Consider the following 18,308-nt stretch of genomic DNA (forward strand, 5'->3'; position numbering starts at 1 on the left):
CATAAGAACATAACAGGAACAAAATAGTTTTGGAGCGACTGTCATGGCCAAGCCCGCCATGGCGCGGGAGACTGTTGTCGCTTTGCGTCGGCAAATCGCGCGGATCGAGGGCAGCCTGCCCGAAAGGCTGGCGCAAGCCGGCGGCGACGATGGTCTGGTTCTTCGTCACGGCCCCGCCGCCAGACGTGAACCCGGTTTCGGAACCGGTTTTTTGCCGACCGGCGCCGCGAGCTTCGATGCCGCCCTGGGCGCCGGCCTGCCGCCAGCCGCCCTTGTCGAGATCCACGGCCGGCAGACCCGCGATGCCGGCGCGGTGGCGGGGTTTGCCCTGTGTCTTGCCGCGCTGGTGCGCAGGAGCGCACCGGCGCGGCCGGACAATGCTTTGTGCTGGATCGGCACGGCCGAGATTTTTCGCGAGGCCGGGCTTCCCTATGCGCCCGGCCTGAGCCGGTTTTGCGGCCTGCCGGCCGGCGCTCTCTTCCTGTGCGCGCCGAACGAGACCGGGGACGCGCTGTGGATCGCCGAGCAGGCCGCCCGCCAGCGGGCTTTTGCCGCGGTCGTGCTGGAACTGCGCGGCAATCCGGCCCGCCTCGATCTGACCGCCACCCGGCGCCTGCACCGCCGGGCCCAGGAGGCGGGGCGGTCGGTTTTCCTGATCCGCGAGGCCGGAACCGCCGAGCCGACGGCCGCCCCGGTCCGGATCGCGGTCTCGCCCGCCCCCGCCGCCCGGCGCTCGACCGTTTCCGGCCCCGTGGCGGCCTCGATCGGCCATCCCGCCTTCGCCGTCACCGTCACCAAAAGCCGCGCCGCCCCGGCCGGGCGGCTCGTTCTGGAGTGGAACCCCGATGCATCCAGCTTCTGCGAAATCCGGCCAGAGGATTCTGGCGCTCTGGTTGCCGCATCTGGCCACCGACCGGATTCTTCGGCAGCGCGAGGGGCGGTCGTGGCGTTGCGGCCCGCCGTCGCGGCGCCCGCCGCTCCTGGTCAGCCGTCGCGAGAACAACGCCCAGCGCATCGCCGCGCTCGACGAGCGCGCTGAGGCGCTTGGCCTGAAACCCGGCCTCGGCATCGCCGACGCGCGCGCCATGCATCCCGATGTCGAGATCGTCGACGCCCAGCCGCAAGCCGACCGCCGCCTGCTGGAAAGCCTCGCCGACTGGTGCGACCGCTACACGCCGCTCGTCGCCCTGGACGGAAGCGACGGGCTGTTTCTCGACATCACCGGCTGTGCTCATCTTTTCGGCAATGAAAAACGCATGCTGGATGACATTCTGTCCCGGCTTTTCCATCAGGGATTCGACGCCCGCGCCGGGCTCGGCGCCAGCCCCGGCATCGCCTGGGCGGCGGCGCGGTTCCTGAGCCCGGCGATCGTCCCGCCGGGTGAGGAGGGCGAAACCCTGGCGCCGCTGCCGCTCGCCGCGCTGCGCATCGCGCCGGCCGTCCGCGCCGGCCTGGAAAGCGTCGGGCTGAAGACGGCGGGCGCGATCATGGCGGCCCCGCGGGCGCCGCTGGCGCGCCGTTTCGGCGCCGCACTGCTGACCCGGCTCGACCAGGCGCTGGACCGGGCCGAGGAAGCGATCACGCCGCGCCTGCCCGTGCCGCCGCTGTCGGTCGAGCGGCACCTGGCCGAACCGGTCGTGCTGGCCGACGATATCGAGCGGCTCGTCGGCTTGCTCGCCGCATCGCTGCGCGCCGAGCTCGAACGGCGCGGGGAGGGCGCGCATGTGCTGCAGCTTGCCCTGTTCCGGGTCGACGGCGCCATGCAGCGTCTCGCCGTCGGCGCCGCGCGACCGCTGCGCGATCCGGCCCTGATCGAGCGCCTGTTCCGCGAAAGGCTCGCCGCGTTCGAGGATCGGCTCGATGCCGGCTGCGGCTTCGAGCTGGTCCGGCTTTCGGTCTTGAAGGCCGCGCCCTTCGCGCTCGAGCAGACCGACCTTGCCGGCGCGAGCACGGCGGCCGGGGAGGATCTGGCGCTTTTTACCGACCGGGTCCGCGCCCGGCTCGGCGAAACGGCGCTGCTGCGGCCGGTTCTCGTCGAAAGCCACCGTCCCGAACGCGCCGCCGCCTTTGTCGCCGCCGAAATGCCGGAAGGTCGGGACGGCAGGGCGCGGCCCGACAACTCCGCTCCCGATCCGGCCGGGACGGTGGACATGGCGGACCGGCCGATCCGGCTTTTTCGGCATCCCGAGCCGGTCGATGTGGTCGCCGCCGAGGTACCCGAAGGGCCGCCGCTGCGGTTTCGCTGGCGCCGCGCCGTCCACCGTGTCGCCCGGGCCGAAGGGCCCGAGCGGATCGCCGCCGAATGGTGGCGCGACCCGCAAGATATGCCCACGCGCGACTATTTTCGTGTCGAGGACGATGACGGGCGCCGCTACTGGCTTTTCCGGCAGGGTTTTTACGGTGCCGCCGAGACCATGCCGCGTTGGTTCGTACACGGGGTTTTTGCATGAAATCCACCGCCCCGGCCTATGCCGAATTCGCCGTGCAATCGAATTTCTCCTTCCTGCGCGGCGCCTCGAAGCCGGAGGAACTGGTGGTGACGGCGAAGCATCTCGGCCATGACGCCATCGGGCTTGCCGACCGCAACACGGTGGCCGGCGTCGTGCGCGCCTGGAGCCAGTCGAAACATATCAAGCAAACGGCGACGACCGGGCCGGGTAAACTTGCCTACCATCCCGGGTGCCGGCTGGTGTTCGCCGACACGACGCCGGATGTGCTTGCCTATCCGCAGGACCGCCGCGGCTGGGGCCATCTGTGCCGCCTGCTGAGCGAGGCCAATATGCGCGCCGAAAGCGAAAAGGGGGCGCCGCGGATCTATCGCGACGACTTGCTTTGCTGGGGCGAGCGCATCTCGCTCGCCCTGATACCAAGGCTCGCCGGCGGCGAAACGGACGAGCTGGAGCTCCTGCGCTGTCTGCGCGACCGGTTCGGGACCGCCGTCCGGCTCGCCGTCGCGCCGACCTATGGCGGCAATGACCGGTTCCGCATCGAGCAGGCGGCGGCGCTGGCCGCCGCGGCCGGCGTGCCGCTGATGGCGATCAACGACGTGCTGTATCATATCCCCGACCGGCGGCCGCTGCAGGACGTGCTGACGGCGATCCGCCTCAACACGACGGTGGCGGAGGCCGGCTACGCGCTCGCCGCCCATGCCGAGCGTCATCTGAAGCCGGCGGCGGAAATGGCGCGGCTGTTCCGGGGTTTTCCCGAAGCGCTCGCCGAAACCGTCAACTTCGCCGAAGGCCTCGCCTTCTCGCTCGGTGAGCTGAGCCACAACTATCCCGAGGAGACCACGACACCCGGCCTCGACCCCCAGGCCGAACTGGAAAGCCTCACCTGGCAGGGCGCGCGCAACCGCTACCCGCAGGGCCTTCCCGACGGGGTGGCGCAAAAAATCCGCCACGAATTGGAGATCGTCGCGCAGAAGGATTATGCGCGCTACTTCCTCACCGTGCGCGACATCGTCGCGCATGCCCGCGCCGAAAAGGGCATTTTGTGCCAGGGGCGGGGTTCGGCGGCCAATTCCGTCATCTGTTTCTGCCTGGGCATCACCGAGGTCGACCCGGTTTTGATGATGGACGGTCTTTTCGAGCGCTTCATCTCCACCGAACGGGACGAACCGCCCGACATCGACGTCGATTTCGAACATGAGCGGCGTGACGAGGTCATCGCCTATATCTACCGGAAATACAGCCACACCCGCACCGCGCTCGCCGCCTCGGTCGTGACCTATCGCGGCCGTTCGGCGATGCGCGAGGTCGCCAGGGCGATGGGCCTGTCCGACGATGTGCAGTCGGCCCTTTCCGGTTCGATCTGGGGCTGGTCGTCCTCCCGGCTCAGCGCGCGCGAGGCCAGGGCCGGCGGACTGGCGGAAGGCGATCCGACGACGCGCCATGTCATGCAGCGCGCCAATGAGATCATCGGGTTCCCGCGCCACCTCTCCCAGCATGTCGGCGGTTTTGTCATCACCCGCGACCGGCTCGACGAGATCGTGCCGATCGTCAAGACGGCGATGGAGGAGCGCAAGATGGTCGAATGGGACAAGGACGACCTCGACGCCGTCGGGCTGATCAAGGTCGACATTCTGGCGCTCGGCATGCTGTCGTGCCTGCGCCGCGCCTTCGACCTGCTCGAGGACCATTATCGCGAACGCGACCGGTTCGGCCGCAGGCTGACGCTGGCGACGCTGCCAAAGGAGGATGCGCGCGTCTACGACATGATCTGCCGGGCCGACACGCTCGGCGTTTTCCAGATCGAGAGCCGCGCCCAGATGTCGATGCTGCCGCGGCTCAAGCCGCGCGAGTTCTACGACCTGGTGATCGAGGTGGCGATCGTGCGCCCCGGCCCGATCCAGGGCGACATGGTGCATCCTTATCTGCGCCGCCGCGAGGGTAAGGAGCCGGTCGACTATCCGAGCCCGCAAATGCGCCGCATCCTGAAAAAAACGCTCGGCGTGCCGCTGTTTCAGGAACAGGCGATGAAGATCGCCATCGACGCCGGCGGGTTTTCGCCCAGCGAGGCCGACCGGCTGCGCCGCGCCATGGCGACCTTCCGGCGCAATGGCACCATCCACGATTACAAGGACAGGCTGATTTCGGGCATGGTCAGCCGGGGCTACCGGCAGGATTTTGCCGAACGCTGTTTCAAACAGATCGAGGGCTTCGGCGATTACGGTTTTCCCGAAAGCCACGCCGCCGCCTTCGCGCTGCTGGTCTATGCCTCGTGCTGGTTCAAGACCTTCTACCCGGACGTCTTTTGCGCCGCGATCCTGAATTCGCAGCCGATGGGATTTTACGCCCCGGCCCAGCTCGTGCACGACGCGCGCGAACACGGCATCGAGATCCGGCCGGTCGACATCAATGCCTCCGACTGGGAGTCGACCCTGGAAAAGGCGCCCTTCGATCCCGCCCTGATCGCCGCCCGGCATACGGAAATGGCCGGCGTCATCAAGAGCCGCCACGCGGTGCGGCTCGGTTTCAGCCGCGTCAAGGGGCTGGCCGAGGCGGCGATGCGGCAACTGGTGGACAAGCGGGGGGCGGGTTACGATTCCGTGCGCGACCTCTGGCTGCGGTCCGGCCTGCCCGCCGGCGTGATCGCCCGGCTGGCCGAGGCCGACGCCTTCGGCTCGCTCGGCCTTACCCGCCGCGATGCGCTGTGGGCGGCCAAGGCGCTCGACGACAAGAGCGCCGCCGAGCGCCTGCCGCTGTTCGACCGGTCCGTGCCGCGACTGCGCGACCGGGAGCCCGACATCGCGCTGCCGCCGATGCCGCCCGGCCAGCATATCGTGCACGACTACCGCACCCTAAGCCTGTCTTTAAAGGGGCACCCGCTCCAGTTCCTGCGCGCGCGCCTTGCGGCCGAGGGCGGCCTGCCCGCCATTCGACTTTCCACCGTGGCGAACGGAGCGCGCGTCAGCGTGGCCGGCCTCGCCTTGGTGCGCCAGCGCCCGGGCAAGGGCAACGTCATCTTCATCACCCTGGAGGACGAAGGCGCGATCGCCAATATCATCGTCTGGCCAAGGGTTTTTGAGCGTTACCGCCCGGTGGTGCTCAGCGCCCGGTTGATGCGGGTGCGCGGACGGCTGCAAGCGGCCTCCGGCGTCATTCACGTGGTCGCGGAAACCCTGGAGGACCTGACACCGTGGCTGGGCGCGCTGATGGCGGACGAGGCGCCCACGACATCGCATGGCAATGGCCCGCGAGCCCTGCCGCTGCCGGACCGCGCCCCTGCCGCCATCCTCAACGACAAGGATCTGGCCGAACGGACCGGCAAGGTGATGCCGAAAGGCCGCAACTTTCATTAAAGCGGTTGCAGGCGAGGTGGAAGCCGGGTCGCCGTTCGCAAACCCGCCAAAACAATGAATTGGAGCCGATCTGCGATTTCGTGAAAGGCCGAACGGCTCTGAAGCCGCACAACCCGCATCGCGACCGCGCCATCGCTATCCAGGCCGGCAGCTCCGGCCGGACCTATTTCCGCCGTGCCGGCGGCCGCGGTCGCGCGCCGTCATCCCCGATCCGGCGCGCCTCCGACGGCAGCATGATCGGAATGCCGTCACGCACCGGATAGGCGAGCTCGGCCGCCTTGGAGACCAGTTCGCACCGCTCCGCGTCGAAGGTCAGCGGCCCCTTCGTCAGGGGGCAGGCCAGAAGCTCGAGAAGCTTGCGGTCGATGGTCGCGGACGATTGTCGCGACCCGATCGGGTTTTCGTCCTCGCCCGCCATCGTCATTGCAGTCCCGTGCCGGCGTCGTCATTGTTGCGGGCCAGAAGCATTTCGGTGATCGCGACCAGCGTCTCCGCCCGTGTCCTCAGGTCGGGGGCTTCAAGAAGCGCCTGTTTCTCGCTCGCCCCGTAAGGCGACATCATCGACAGCGCGTTCACCAGCGTCGCGTTTTCGGCCCGGCTGACGCTGTCCCAGTCCGCCTCGAGCCCGTTGGCGTCGAGATAGGCCTTGAAGGTCTTCAGCAATGCCTTGCGGTCGACCTCCTCGGTTCCCGAGGCCTCGTCGAGATCGCCGCCGAAAGGCGTGATACGGCAACTGCGGAACGCGCCCGAACCGGCGATCTCCTGCAAAACGCGAAAGCGCGCCACGCCCTGCAGCGACACCAGATAACGCCCGTCGCCGGTCTCCGCGAACGAGGTGATCCGCCCGAGACAGCCCACCTGGCACAGTTCGGGCTCGCCATCGGTTCGCAAGGAACCGTCCAGCCGCGGCTGGATCATCCCGATCACGCGGTCCCCGGCCAGCACCGCGTCCACCATTTGCAGATAGCGCGGCTCGAAAATGTTCAGCGGCAACCGCCCGCCGGGCAAAAGCAACGCGGCGGTCAGCGGAAACACCGGCACCGTGGTCGGCAGGTCCTCAAGCTTGAGATAATGCGCGTTTCCCGCCTGCAATCCGTCGCCTCCTGACAGTCTGATGCCACTCAACATAGGGCAAAAAAGACGCGCCGCCATGCCCGGCGCCGGGCAGGGCCGGCCCTGGGGTTTGGCGCCGCGCCGGCACGGCGCCCTTTGCCGCGGCGCGGTCAGGAAAACAACAGCGAGGAAAGCTTGCGGCGCGCCGAAAGGGTCGCCTCGTCGGTCGGCCCCCAGGCCTCGAAAAACGTCAGCAATTGCGCGCGCGCGCCATCGTCGCGCCATTCGCGATTGCGGCGCACGATATGAAGCAGACTGTCGGCCGCCGCCTCGCGCGCGCCGGACGCGTTCTGGATCAAGGCGAGGTCGAAGCGGGCGTCGTGATCGTCGGGATCGGCTTCGAGCCGGCGCTGCAGCTCCTGCGGGTCGCCGAGCGCGCTGGTCTCCTCGGCCAGCGACAGGCGCGCGCGCACGCCGGCAATCTCGGCATCGTCGCTGTCGGGCGCAACCTGCTCCAACAGCGCCCGCGCGCCGTCGAGATCGCCGCGATCGAGACTGAGCCCGGCCAGGCCGGCGATCGCGGTCGGATGTCCGGCCTCCTCAGCCAGCACGGCGCTGTAGATTTGCGCCGCCAGTTCCTGGTCGCCCGCCTCTTTCGCGGCACTGGCCTGCTCCAGCGCCGCCTCCAACGCCGACTGTTTCGGATCGCCGCCCAGGCGCTGGATGAAATCCTGCACCTGGCTCTCGGGCACCGCGCCCATGAAACCGTCGACCGGCTGGCCGTCGCGAAACGCGATCACCGCCGGAATCGACTGTACCCCGAGCTGGCCGGCGATCGCCGGATGCTCGTCAATATTCATCTTGACCAGCTTGACGGCGCCGCCCGCGGCGCGGACCGCCTTTTCCAGGATCGGCGTCAACTGCTTGCACGGGCCGCACCAGGGTGCCCAGAAATCCACCAGCACCGGCTGGTTGCGCGATTCCTGGATGACGTCCTTGGTAAACTCGGCCGTGCTCGTATCGCGGATCAGCTCGCCGGCCGGGCCTGCGCCCGCATTCGGCGCGCCGAACGAGATCTCGGGGGCGTAGTCGCCCTGCGATGCGGCAAACGGGTTGTCCTTCACGCTCATCCTCGTGTCTTTCATTCGCTTCGTTGCCAAATTATGTGGCTATTGGCCGGTCACGTTCAAGATCACCGGCTGGTGGCCGATCGCGTCGAGAAAGCGCACAAGGTCGTCTTTCGCGATCTGCGTCGTGGCATCATTGGTCAGCGGGTGACAATTGACAAGCTCGTGGCGCATCAGCCCGGCGTCGAGCACCAGCGTGACCTGGTTGTCGACATCGTTGATGAGCCCGAAAACCGTCACCGAGCCGGGTTCCACGCCCAGCAGCCGCATCAGCGCATCGGCGCTGCCGAACGACACCCGGCCGGAGGCGCCGATCAGCCGATGGATCGATTTCAGATCGACCGTCGCCTCCTCCTCGACCGTGACCAGAAAATAGCGGCCTTTCTTGTCCTTGAGAAAAAGATTCTTGGTATGCCCGCCGTCGATCGTGCCGCGCAGCGCCTGCGACTGGGCCACGGTATAAAGCGGCGGATGGTCGATCGTCGTCGCCTCGATGGCGAGTTGCTCGAGAAACGCCAACAAATCGGCACGGGTTTTTGCGGCCATGGTTTCGCTTCGCCTCGGGTCATGCGCGGTCATGCGCGGCCATGACTATGACAAAGCGGGCCGGCAGGACAAGCCCGCCGGCCGGCCCGAACGGCGCCAAGGCGGCCGGATTCGGGCCGGCATAGCCGTTACATCCTCTCCCGGCGAAGGCACGCGCGCGCCCTCGCCGGCAGCCCGAATTTCCCTGTTGCATTCGCATGGCGTTTCCGCCATATAGGCGCGGCTTGCGGCGCCACGCCGCGCGAGCGGGTGTAGCTCAGGGGTAGAGCACAACCTTGCCAAGGTTGGGGTCGAGGGTTCGAATCCCTTCGCCCGCTCCAAAAATCCTTAGATTTGAATGGCTTGGGGCTCGGTATATCCGGGCCTTTTTGCTGTTCGCGACCGTCCTGGCGGCGGGAGGAGCGTGCGGGCGCTCGGCCGGATCGGCTGCGACCATCCAGCTCAGATTCCCGCAAACCATTCCCTTTCGATTTCGACCTGCTCGATCTGACGGGTGGCAAGACCGAGCTCATACTGCTTCAAAAGCTCGCAAAGCCTGTCGCCGTCGATCAGATCGATGGCGATCGTCCCGTCGCGGGTCGACCCGCACTGGGATTTGGCCGTGGCGAGCCTCGCGGCTTTGTGCTAGCCGCAGGCCATGGCGCAGAAGAAGGCACACGAGGTCGGCGGCTGGCTGTCGAGGCCCGACCCGAACACGCGGCTGGTCCTGATCTACGGGCCGGACCGGGGCATGGTCTCGGAACGGGCCCGTGGGTTTGCCGAACAAACCGGGTTGCCGATGGCCGACCCGTTCGCGGTGGTCAAGTTCGATCTCGCCGACAAGGACGCCGATTCCGGCCGCCTGTTCGACGAGATCGCGGCCCGGCCGCTTTTCGGAGGTCACCGGCTTTTGTGGATCCGCAATGCCGGCGCTCAAAAATTCGTCGCCGACGCGTTCAAGGAGATGCTGGCCGCCCCCCCGGACGATCTGACCGTTCTCGTCGAAGCCGGCGAGTTGAAGAAGACGGCGCCGCTGCGCAAGCTGGTCGAAACGGCGGACCGGGCGATGGCCCTGCCGTGCTATCCCGACGAGGCGCGATCGATCGATGCCCTGATCGACAGCGAGCTGGCCCGCGGCGGTCTGTCGATCGATCCCGATGCCAAATCCGCGCTGCGGGCGGCCCTCGGCGGCGACCGGCTGGCCAGTCGCGGCGAGCTCGAAAAACTGGTGCTGTATTGCCAGGGCAGCAAGACCGTCGCGCGCGCCGACGTGCTGGCCTCGACCGGCGACGTGTCGGCGCTGTCGGCCGACGACATCGTCGATTGCGCGATTGCCGGCAGGGTGGCCGCGCTCGACAGCCGCATGCGGCGATATCTCGCCGGCGGCGCGCCGCCCTTTCTGCTGCTGTCGTCGGCCCTGCGTCAGTTTCAGCTTCTCTCGCTGCTCAGGCACGAGATCGACGTCAACGGGCAAAGCGCGTCCGCCGCGGTCGCGCGCGCCCGCCCGCCGGTGTTTTTCGCCCGCCGCGCCCTGGTCGAAACCGCGCTCCGGCAGTGGAGCACCCCGGCCATCGGCCAGGCGCTGGATCGACTGCAGCAGACCGTGCTCCAGACCCGCAAACGCGCCGAGCTCGCCGGCGATCTGACCTGCCAGGCGCTTCTTGCGCTCGGCGTCTATGCCCAGGCCCGCGCCCGCGGCGGCCAGAACCGGTCGCGTTAGGCCCGACCGCCGCATCGGCATCCCGTAAAATTCGCCGGCTAATATTTTTTAACCGACCGCCTCGTTTTCCGGATCGGACCGCCAACCAAGCCAATGGCGAGCCGCAATTCTCCTGGCCTGCCCGCCAGAGCCGTTCTGCGCTTCACGCAAGCGCAGCTCTCTCTAACATCTTGTTTTAATACGACCTTGAACCGGCGAGCCGGTTTCCGCTCGGTCGGGGAGCGCCTTAATGGCTTTGCAGGCGGCGGCAAACCTCGTCGAGCTGCTCCAGCGTCTTGTAATCGATCCGGATCTGGCCGCCTGTGTCGCGATGCTGGATCGAGACGGAAAGCCCGGTCACGTCCGACAAGAGCTTTTCGAGCGCCTGCGTGTCGGCATCCTTTTGCGGCGGCGTCCGATCGTTTTTCGCGCTCTTCGTTTCCGGCGCCCGCGGCGCCTGGGCAAGCAGTTCCGCCTGGCGCACGGACAGGCCTTCCTCGACGATTTTCTTGGCCAGGCCCGTCGGATCCTCGGCGGTGACCAGCGTGCGCCCGTGTCCGGCCGAAAGCGACCCATTAACCAGCATGTCGCGGATCACCGGCGGCAGTTTCAAGAGCCGCAGCGTGTTGGCGACATGGCTGCGGCTCTTGCCGATGATGCGCGCCAGATCGGCCTGCGTATATTGATGGTCGTCGACGAGCTGCTGATAGCCGGCCGCTTCCTCGACCGGGTTGAGGTCGGCGCGCTGAACATTCTCGATGATCGCCAATTCCAGCGCGACCCGGTCGTCGACGTCGCGGATAATCACCGGCACCTTGGAAAGGTTGGCGCGCTGCGCCGCGCGCCAGCGGCGCTCGCCGGCAATGATCTCGAAACGGCCGTCCGCGGCCGGCCGCACGACGATCGGCTGCACGATGCCGTGTTCGCGGATCGACTGCGACAGGTCGCCGAGCTCCTCCTCCAGGAACTGGCGACGCGGGTTGCGCGGATTGGCGAGCAGGAACTCGATCGGCACGTCCTGGTCCGCGGGCGGGGCGTCCTGCGCCGCGGCCGGCTTGTCCATGTCGCCGATCAGAGCGGCCAGGCCGCGCCCGAGCCGGCGCCGCGATTGTTCCTCGGTCATCTCACTGTCGTCCCGACATCGTTTCGCATGTGAATCGGTCTACGCGGCCCGCAGGCGCCGTTCGCGTCGGATCACCTCCGACGCAAGCTGCAGATAGGCCTGGCTACCGGTGCATTTGAGATCGTAGAGAATCGCCGGCTTGCCATGCGAGGGGGCTTCCGACACCCGCACATTGCGCGGGATCACCGTTTGATAGACCGCCTCGCCCATATAGGCGCGCACATCGTCGACCACCTGATTGGCGAGATTGTTGCGCCCGTCGAACATCGTCAGCACGATGCCCTGGATCGTCAGGCCCGGATTGATCCCGGCGCGCACCTGCTCGACGGTCTCCAAAAGCTGGCTCAGCCCCTCCAGGGCGAAAAACTCGCATTGAAGCGGCACAAGCACCGAATCGGCGGCCGCCATCGCATTGATCGTCAGGAGGTTGAGCGACGGCGGGCAATCGACCAGCACGTAGGAGAATCGGTTTTCGCCCTCCGACATCGGCCGCAGCGCGTTGCGCAGGCGCAGCGCCCGATCCGGCAGGCCGGAAATCTCCATCTCGACGCCGAGCAGGTCCAGCGTCGAGGGCACGATCGACAATTGCGGCACCGCGGTCTGCATCGCAGCCTCGCCGATCGAGGCCTCGCCGACAAGCACGTCGTAGGACGACAAGGTCCTGTCGCGGCGCTCGATGCCAAGCCCGGTGCTGGCATTGCCCTGCGGATCGAGATCGACGATCAGCACGCTTTCGCCGATCGCCGCCAGGGCGGTCGCCAGATTGATCGCGGTGGTCGTCTTGCCGACGCCGCCCTTTTGGTTGGCGATTGTGATGATGCGTGTCGCGCTGGTCATGTCTGTCCGCAATCCCTGTGCCGCGACATGCTATTTCCGCGCGGCTTTGCTGATCTCGAGGACCACACTGTCGTCATCGACAGAACTGCGGTGTTGTACCAGATCGAGATTCCAGGTGTCATGCGCTAGTTTGATTTCTTCACCGCTATCGCGGCCTTTCGCAAACAGCGCGCGTGTTCCGGCCGCCAGCCACGGTTCGGTCAGGGCCAACAGGCGCGGCAGCGGCGCCAGCGCCCGCGCCGTGACGATTTCGGGAACGGACGAGGATTGCACCACATCCTCGATTCGGCGCGCCGCGATCACCGCCCGCGGCGCCAGTTCCGAGAGCGCATTTTGCAAGAACGCCGCCTTTTTGCGATTGCTCTCGACCAGTTTCACCGTCGCTTCGGCCCGGTCGTGAAGGAGAATCGCGATCACGGCGCCGGGAAATCCCCCGCCCGAACCGAGATCGGCCCATTGTCGTGCTGTCGGGGCGAGGCCGAGAAGTTGCGCGCTGTCGAGAATATGCCGGTGCCACAGGCTGTCGAGGGTCGACGGCGCGACGAGATTGATCCGCCGAGCCCACTTGCCGAAGATCGTTTCGAACTGGCGCAGCCGCTCGAATGTTTCACGTGAAACGGGCCCCGCGACGCGGCACAAGGCCTGATAGTTCTCCTCGCTCACGCCGCCGACCGCCCCGTCCGTTGCGCGCTCGCGCGGATCTGCGCGATGATCAGCGCGATCGCGGCCGGCGTCATGCCTTCCACCCGATAGGCCTCGGCCACGGATTCGGGCCGGCTCTTCTCCAGTTTCTGGCGCAATTCGTTCGACAGCCCGGAAATGCTCGCATAATCGATCCCGGCTGGGATCGCCAGCTCCGCCTCGCGCGTCATCAGCGCGATATCGGTCGATTGCCGCTCGAGATAGACGGCATACCGCGCCTCGGTTTCCAGGATCTCGGCGATCCCCGGCTCGATTCGGTCCAGCTCGGGCCAGATCCGCGCCAGGGCCTGGATCGACTGCCCCGGATAGGCGAGCAAGTCGTAGGCCGAACGGCGCACCCCGTCCTGATTGATCGTAATCCCCGCCCGCGCTGCCTGCGGCGGCGTCAGCGAGACATCCCGGCATGCGGCGCGGGCCCGATCGAGCATTGCCGATTTCGCGGTGAAGGCCGCCACGCGCTCAGGTCCGGCAATGCCGAGCGCGATCGCCTTCGGCGTCAGCCGCTGGTCGGCATTGTCCGCCCTCAAGGTCAGCCGGAATTCCGCCCGCGACGTGAACATGCGATAGGGCTCCATCACCCCGCGCAGGGTCAAATCGTCGATCATCACGCCGATATAGGATTCGCCGCGACCGAACACCGCCGCCGGCAGGCCCGCAACCGAGCGCGCCGCGTTCAGCCCAGCCACGAGCCCCTGCGCCGCGGCTTCCTCGTAGCCGGTCGTCCCGTTGATCTGCCCGGCAAGGAAAAGCCCCGGCATTTTCCGGGTCTCCAGCGACGCCCGCAATTCGCGTGGATCGACATGGTCGTATTCGATCGCATAGCCAGGTCGCAGGATCGCCGCCTTTTCCAGACCGGGAATCGTGCGCACCAGCGCGTGCTGGGCATCTTCCGGCAACGAGGTCGAAATCCCGTTCGGATAGACTGTCGGGTCGTCCAGGCCCTCCGGCTCCAGGAAAACCTGATGGCCGTCGCGATCGCCGAACTTGACGATCTTGTCTTCGATCGACGGGCAATAACGCGGTCCGACGCTGTCGATCTGGCCCGAGTACATCGCCGAGCGATGCAAATTCGCCCGAATCACCGCGTGGGTTTCATCGGTCGTTCGACTGACGCCGCACTCGATCTGCGGTTGGGTGATCGTCGCGGTAAGAAACGAAAACGGCACCGGATCTTCGTCGCCGGGCTGCATGTCGAGCCGGGCCCAGTCGATCGTGCGGCCGTCGAGACGCGGCGGCGTCCCGGTTTTCAGCCGGCCGAGCGCCAACCCGGCCTGCCGCAAGGCCTGCGACAGGCCGTAACTGGCCTTTTCGTTCATCCGCCCGGCCGGAATGCGGCGTTCGCCGATATGGATCAGGCCGCCGAGAAACGTGCCGGTCGTCAGCACCACCGCCCCGCAGGCGATCCGTTCGCCCGAGGCCAGCGTGATGCCGCTGATCCGCCCATCCGCTCGTTCGAGCCCAACCGCCTCGCCCTCTACGATGTCGAGTCCGGTCTGCGACGCAAGCGCGTCCTGCATCGCCAGTCGATAAAGCTTGCGGTCGGCCTGGGCGCGGGGGCCGCGTACCGCCGGCCCCTTGCGGCGGTTGAGCAGACGAAACTGGATGCCGGCCTTGTCGGCGACGCGCCCCATCAGACCGTCCAGCGCATCGATCTCGCGCACGAGATGGCCCTTGCCAAGCCCGCCAATGGCGGGATTGCACGACATCACGCCGATCTTGTCCCGCGCCAGCGTCAGCAGCGCCGTGCGCGCGCCGGCGCGCGCCGCGGCCGCCGCCGCCTCGCAGCCGGCATGACCGCCGCCGATCACCACTACATCATATGTCGGTGCCATCGTCGTCTCCGAAATCGGACCGGACAGATGCGCCGCGACATCTGTCTTGTCAAGAAAACACCGATACGATGTTTCACGTGAAACGGTTCGAGGCGGTCGTGTTCGGTTGTTTCACGTGAATCACCCGGTCGGGCCTGGTTGTCCGCAAGCCCCGTGTTTCACGTGAATCACTTTCCGATGCAGAAGCGCGAAAAGATTGCGCCCAAAATCTCCTCGACGTCCATCGTGCCCACAACCCGGCCGAGCGCGCGTGCCGCGATTCGCAGTTCTTCTGCCTGAACCTCCAGCCCCGCCTTAACGTTTGCCGCCGCACGCAAGGCAGCCGCCCCGCGCGTCAGCTCTTCGGCCTGGCGCGCCGTAAACGGGACAAGCGATGCGTGTCGGGCAACGCTGGCACGGGCCATGGAACTCAGCCGGTTCAGCAATGCGCCCATGCCTTCGCCCGAGCGCACCGAAAGTAGCAAATCCGCATCCACGACCGCGCGCGCGCCCGGTTCGACAAGATCGATCTTGCTCGCGACCCGCAAAACGTCATCCGGAACCGCCCCCGGCACCGCGCCCGGCGCGCCGGCATCGATCAACAAGATAACGCAATCGGCTTCGTCCGCGGCCGCGCGGCTGCGCCGGATCCCCTCCTGTTCCACGGTCCCGGCAGCTTCGCGAATACCCGCCGTATCGGTTACCCGCACCTTCATCCCATCAAGGTCGAGCTCGACGCTCACCAGATCGCGCGTCGTGCCGGGTTCGTCGGAAACGATCGCTACGTCCCGCCGCGCAAGGGCGTTGAGCAGGCTCGATTTGCCGGCATTCGGCGCACCGATGATGGCGACCCGGAAGCCGTCGCGAATGATTTCCGCCTGGCGGTAGCCGGCGACATGCGCTGCGATCTCTTCGGCGAGCGACGCTATGTCCGGCCACACTTCTTCCGCCATGGCGCCGGGAACGTCGTCTTCGTCGGCAAAATCGAGTTCGGCTTCGATCAACGCCCGCGCCGTCAGGATCCGGTCCCGCCAACCCTCGTAAAGACTTTGATGCCGCCCGTCCGCATTCGCCAGTGCGAAGCGGCGCTGCGCTTCGGTATCGGCCTCGATCAGATCGGCAAGCGCCTCCGCGTCCGGCAGATTGATCTTGCCGTGCGCCAGCGCCCTGCGGGTGAATTCACCGGCCTCCGCCTGACGGAGCCCTGGAAAACCGGACAGGACCGAAAGCAGCCGGCCGACAACCGCCCGCCCGCCATGGATGTGGAATTCCGCGCAGTCCTCGCCGGTGAAACTCGCCGGCCCGGCAAAAAACACCACCAGTCCGGTATCGATAGTCTCGCCGGTTTCGTCGCGCAGACGCGCGTGGCGCATCACACGCGGTTGTGGAAGCGATCCGGCCATTCTGCGCAGCGTCTCGAGCGTCTGCGGTCCCGACAATCGCACGACAGCGACGCCACTCGGCAGTCCGCCGCTCGACAACGCGAAAATCGTATCCTGGAAAAGCGTTTGCCCCTGCAATCCGACAGCCCTACCCTTTGCCCGCATAATGAGGAACTCCGACATGATTTTGCCGGCCGAAAATCTCCTGTCCGCCGAGACCAGTCCCTATTTGCGCCAGCATGCCGACAATCCCGTCCACTGGCGCGCCTGGTCGAGTGCGGCGCTGGCCGAGGCGAAAGCGCTCGATCGGCCGATCCTGCTCTCGGTCGGTTATGCGGCGTGCCATTGGTGCCATGTCATGGCGCATGAATCCTTCGAAGACGCCGAAACCGCCGCCGTCATGAACCGGCTCTACGTAAACATCAAGGTCGACCGCGAGGAACGCCCCGACATCGACCAGATATTCATGGCCGCGCTGACGGCGACCGGCGAACAGGGCGGCTGGCCGCTGACCATGTTTCTCACCCCCGATGCCCGCCCGTTCTGGGGCGGTACCTATTTCCCGAAGCAGAACCAGTACGGTCGGCCGGGTTTCATCGCCGTGCTGAAGGCCGTCCATGCCGCTTGGACCGACAACACGGCCGCCATCGAACAAAACGCCGAAACGCTCTCCGCCCATGTCGCGCGCAGCCTGGCCCCCGTCGTCGAAACCGGCCAGGACACGCCCGCGCCGCTCGCGGACCTGGCCGCCTCGATCGCCGACATGACCGACCCTTCCCGCGGCGGCCTGCGCGGCGCCCCCAAATTTCCCAACGCTCCCTTCATGGCCGCGCTTTGGCACGGTTGGCTCGATACAGGCGAAAGCCGCTACCGCGATGCCTTCCTCACCAGCCTGCGCGGCATGCTCAACGGCGGCATTTACGACCATGTCGGCGGCGGCCTGTGCCGTTACTCGACCGACAGTGACTGGCTCGTACCGCATTTCGAAAAAATGCTTTACGACAACGCATTGATGATCCGCCATTGTCTCTGGGCACACGCCGAAACCGGCGACGATCTGTTCCGGGACCGAATCGAAACCACGGTCGAATGGTTAGCGCGCGAGATGCGGCTCGACGGCGGCGGCTTCGCCTCCAGCCTCGATGCCGACAGCGCCGCCGAGGAGGGACTGTTCTACACATGGACACGGACCCGAATCGAATCCGTCCTGGGCGGCGATGCGGATTTTTTCTTTCGTCATTACAAACTCGGCACGGCCCAGCACTGGGAGGGCGATCCCGTGCTGTTCCTGGCCGACGCTCCCCAGACAGAGAACGAAGCCCGGCGCTTGGCCGACCTTCTGGCATGGCTGCACAACGCACGCGCCGAGCGCATACGGCCCGGGCGCGACGACAAGCTTCTCGTCGACTGGAACGGACTCATGATCCGCGCACTGGCCGAGGCCGGCCGCTATTTCGACCGCCCCGCCTGGATCTCCATGGCGGCCGAGGCTTATCGTTGCGTAACCGAATCGATCGAGGATGCGCGCCTGCCGCACAGCGTTCTCGCCTCCGACCGGCTGTTTCCGGCCATGTCCAGCGACTATGCGGCGATGATCAATGCCGCGATCGCCTTGGCCGGGACGCCCGGTGAAACGGACTACATCGCCGATGCGCGCGACTGGGCCGCCATGCTGGAAAGCTGGTACGGTGACGAGGCCTCGGCCCACTACCTGACCGCGCGCGACAGCGCCGACGTCCCGTTCCGTATCCGCGGCGACGCCGACGACGCGGTCCCCTCCGCGACGTCGCAGATCGTCGAAGCCTTGTCCCGGCTTGCCGCGGCGACCGGCAGCGGCGACCTGACGCTGCGTGCGATGGCTGCTGCGCGCGCCGCCCTGGGCCGCGCCACCCAGCAGCGTTTCGGGCAGGCCGGCATTGTTGTTGCCGCCGCGACCGCGTTGGCGCCGCGAAAACTGGTGATCGCCGGCGGATCGGCGTCCGCATTCCTTTCGGTCGCAAATCGATATCCGGATCCCCGGCGTGTCGACGTCATCGCTCCGGCCTCCGCCGATCTCGGCGCCGCCCTGCCGGACGGCACCGCGATCGACACCGGGCCTGCAGCCTATTTGTGCCAGGGGCAAACCTGCCTGCCGCCGATCAGGACCGCCGAAGACCTCGCCGCGCAGCTGGCAGAAACGCTGCGCCGTCCGGCAGCCTGAACGACCGGCGCGCGGACCATCGTTCCCGTCCGCCGGACAGATTTTTCAG

At 67.0% G+C, this 18,308-nt stretch carries 14 protein-coding genes and 1 tRNA gene; 6 read left to right on the forward strand and 9 right to left on the reverse strand.

Annotation, left to right across the window (positions count from 1 at the left end):
- Positions 1 to 43 precede the first annotated feature (43 nt).
- Genes EP380_RS23550 through EP380_RS08825 form a run of 3 tightly spaced genes read left to right on the forward strand, consistent with a single transcriptional unit; the run spans position 44 to position 5,800 of the window.
- Entirely contained in the window at positions 44 to 1,039 is a 996-nt protein-coding gene (locus tag EP380_RS23550) for an ImuA family protein (RefSeq protein ID WP_164749805.1), read from the forward strand.
- Positions 981 to 2,450, forward strand: a complete 1,470-nt coding sequence (locus EP380_RS08820; protein WP_164749814.1) for a Y-family DNA polymerase — start codon at positions 981 to 983, stop codon at positions 2,448 to 2,450. The genes EP380_RS23550 and EP380_RS08820 overlap by 59 nt, the downstream gene beginning before the upstream one ends.
- Positions 2,447 to 5,800, forward strand: a complete 3,354-nt coding sequence (locus tag EP380_RS08825) for an error-prone DNA polymerase (RefSeq protein ID WP_127598049.1) — start codon at positions 2,447 to 2,449, stop codon at positions 5,798 to 5,800. Before EP380_RS08820 ends, EP380_RS08825 begins: the two co-directional genes overlap by 4 nt.
- Before the next feature lie 163 nt (positions 5,801 to 5,963).
- Here the strand turns inward: EP380_RS08825 and EP380_RS08830 are convergent, their stop codons facing one another.
- The 4 genes from EP380_RS08830 to EP380_RS08845 all read right to left on the reverse strand — a co-directional run bounded on the left by EP380_RS08830 (position 5,964) and on the right by EP380_RS08845 (position 8,526).
- Positions 5,964 to 6,218, reverse strand: a complete 255-nt coding sequence (locus EP380_RS08830; protein WP_106570307.1) for a Trm112 family protein — start codon at positions 6,216 to 6,218, stop codon at positions 5,964 to 5,966.
- Between the two features lie 2 nt (positions 6,219 to 6,220).
- Complete coding sequence (locus EP380_RS08835; RefSeq protein WP_106570308.1) at positions 6,221 to 6,892, reverse strand: LON peptidase substrate-binding domain-containing protein; 672 nt, start codon at positions 6,890 to 6,892, stop codon at positions 6,221 to 6,223.
- A gap of 131 nt (positions 6,893 to 7,023) precedes the next feature.
- Entirely contained in the window at positions 7,024 to 7,983 is a 960-nt protein-coding gene (trxA, locus tag EP380_RS08840) for a thioredoxin (protein ID WP_106570309.1), read from the reverse strand.
- A 39-nt stretch (positions 7,984 to 8,022) separates the two neighbouring features.
- A complete protein-coding gene (locus tag EP380_RS08845; RefSeq protein ID WP_127598051.1) occupies positions 8,023 to 8,526 on the reverse strand; it encodes a prolyl-tRNA synthetase associated domain-containing protein in 504 nt (167 codons plus the stop codon).
- Between the two features lie 245 nt (positions 8,527 to 8,771).
- Between EP380_RS08845 and EP380_RS08850 the strand changes: the two genes are divergently transcribed.
- Together EP380_RS08850 and holA are read left to right on the forward strand one after the other, a co-directional pair.
- Positions 8,772 to 8,846, forward strand: a tRNA-Gly gene (locus tag EP380_RS08850).
- A gap of 317 nt (positions 8,847 to 9,163) precedes the next feature.
- On the forward strand, positions 9,164 to 10,225 hold the full coding sequence (holA, locus tag EP380_RS08855) for a DNA polymerase III subunit delta (protein ID WP_127598053.1): 1,062 nt from the start codon (positions 9,164 to 9,166) through the stop codon (positions 10,223 to 10,225).
- Between the two features lie 226 nt (positions 10,226 to 10,451).
- Here the strand turns inward: holA and EP380_RS08860 are convergent, their stop codons facing one another.
- From EP380_RS08860 to mnmE, 5 genes are all read right to left on the reverse strand, one after another.
- Positions 10,452 to 11,327 (reverse strand): ParB/RepB/Spo0J family partition protein, encoded by an 876-nt coding sequence (locus EP380_RS08860; protein WP_127598056.1) that lies wholly within the window; start codon positions 11,325 to 11,327, stop codon positions 10,452 to 10,454.
- A gap of 39 nt (positions 11,328 to 11,366) precedes the next feature.
- On the reverse strand, positions 11,367 to 12,164 hold the full coding sequence (locus EP380_RS08865) for a ParA family protein (RefSeq protein ID WP_106570313.1): 798 nt from the start codon (positions 12,162 to 12,164) through the stop codon (positions 11,367 to 11,369).
- A 30-nt stretch (positions 12,165 to 12,194) separates the two neighbouring features.
- Positions 12,195 to 12,827 carry a 16S rRNA (guanine(527)-N(7))-methyltransferase RsmG gene (rsmG, locus tag EP380_RS08870; RefSeq protein WP_127598058.1) on the reverse strand — a complete coding sequence of 211 codons (633 nt, stop codon included), beginning with the start codon at positions 12,825 to 12,827 and terminating at the stop codon, positions 12,195 to 12,197.
- Entirely contained in the window at positions 12,824 to 14,698 is a 1,875-nt protein-coding gene (gene mnmG, locus EP380_RS08875) for a tRNA uridine-5-carboxymethylaminomethyl(34) synthesis enzyme MnmG (RefSeq protein WP_127598060.1), read from the reverse strand. The genes rsmG and mnmG overlap by 4 nt, the downstream gene beginning before the upstream one ends.
- Before the next feature lie 167 nt (positions 14,699 to 14,865).
- On the reverse strand, positions 14,866 to 16,224 hold the full coding sequence (gene mnmE, locus EP380_RS08880; protein WP_127598062.1) for a tRNA uridine-5-carboxymethylaminomethyl(34) synthesis GTPase MnmE: 1,359 nt from the start codon (positions 16,222 to 16,224) through the stop codon (positions 14,866 to 14,868).
- Positions 16,225 to 16,240: 16 nt separating this feature from the next.
- Between mnmE and EP380_RS08885 the strand changes: the two genes are divergently transcribed.
- Positions 16,241 to 18,259, forward strand: coding sequence for a thioredoxin domain-containing protein (locus tag EP380_RS08885; protein ID WP_127598064.1), 2,019 nt, complete (start codon positions 16,241 to 16,243; stop codon positions 18,257 to 18,259).
- Positions 18,260 to 18,308 lie beyond the last annotated feature (49 nt).

The sequence above is a fragment of the Nitratireductor alexandrii genome (genome assembly GCF_004000215.1).
GTDB classification, from domain to species: domain Bacteria; phylum Pseudomonadota; class Alphaproteobacteria; order Rhizobiales; family Rhizobiaceae; genus Mangrovimarina; species Mangrovimarina alexandrii.

Bases quoted from the DNA above. Each gene is read 5' to 3' on its own strand.
- EP380_RS23550 (WP_164749805.1), top strand. From the start codon at position 44: ATGGCCAAGCCCGCCATGGCGCGGGAGACTGTTGTCGCTTTGCGTCGG.
- EP380_RS08825 (WP_127598049.1), top strand. From the start codon at position 2,447: ATGAAATCCACCGCCCCGGCCTATGCCGAATTCGCCGTGCAATCGAAT.
- EP380_RS08830 (WP_106570307.1), bottom strand. From the start codon at position 6,218: ATGGCGGGCGAGGACGAAAACCCGATCGGGTCGCGACAATCGTCCGCG.
- trxA (WP_106570309.1), bottom strand. From the start codon at position 7,983: ATGAGCGTGAAGGACAACCCGTTTGCCGCATCGCAGGGCGACTACGCC.
- EP380_RS08845 (WP_127598051.1), bottom strand. From the start codon at position 8,526: ATGGCCGCAAAAACCCGTGCCGATTTGTTGGCGTTTCTCGAGCAACTC.
- holA (WP_127598053.1), top strand. From the start codon at position 9,164: ATGGCGCAGAAGAAGGCACACGAGGTCGGCGGCTGGCTGTCGAGGCCC.
- EP380_RS08860 (WP_127598056.1), bottom strand. From the start codon at position 11,327: ATGACCGAGGAACAATCGCGGCGCCGGCTCGGGCGCGGCCTGGCCGCT.
- EP380_RS08865 (WP_106570313.1), bottom strand. From the start codon at position 12,164: ATGACCAGCGCGACACGCATCATCACAATCGCCAACCAAAAGGGCGGC.
- mnmG (WP_127598060.1), bottom strand. From the start codon at position 14,698: ATGGCACCGACATATGATGTAGTGGTGATCGGCGGCGGTCATGCCGGC.
- mnmE (WP_127598062.1), bottom strand. From the start codon at position 16,224: ATGCGGGCAAAGGGTAGGGCTGTCGGATTGCAGGGGCAAACGCTTTTC.
- EP380_RS08885 (WP_127598064.1), top strand. From the start codon at position 16,241: ATGATTTTGCCGGCCGAAAATCTCCTGTCCGCCGAGACCAGTCCCTAT.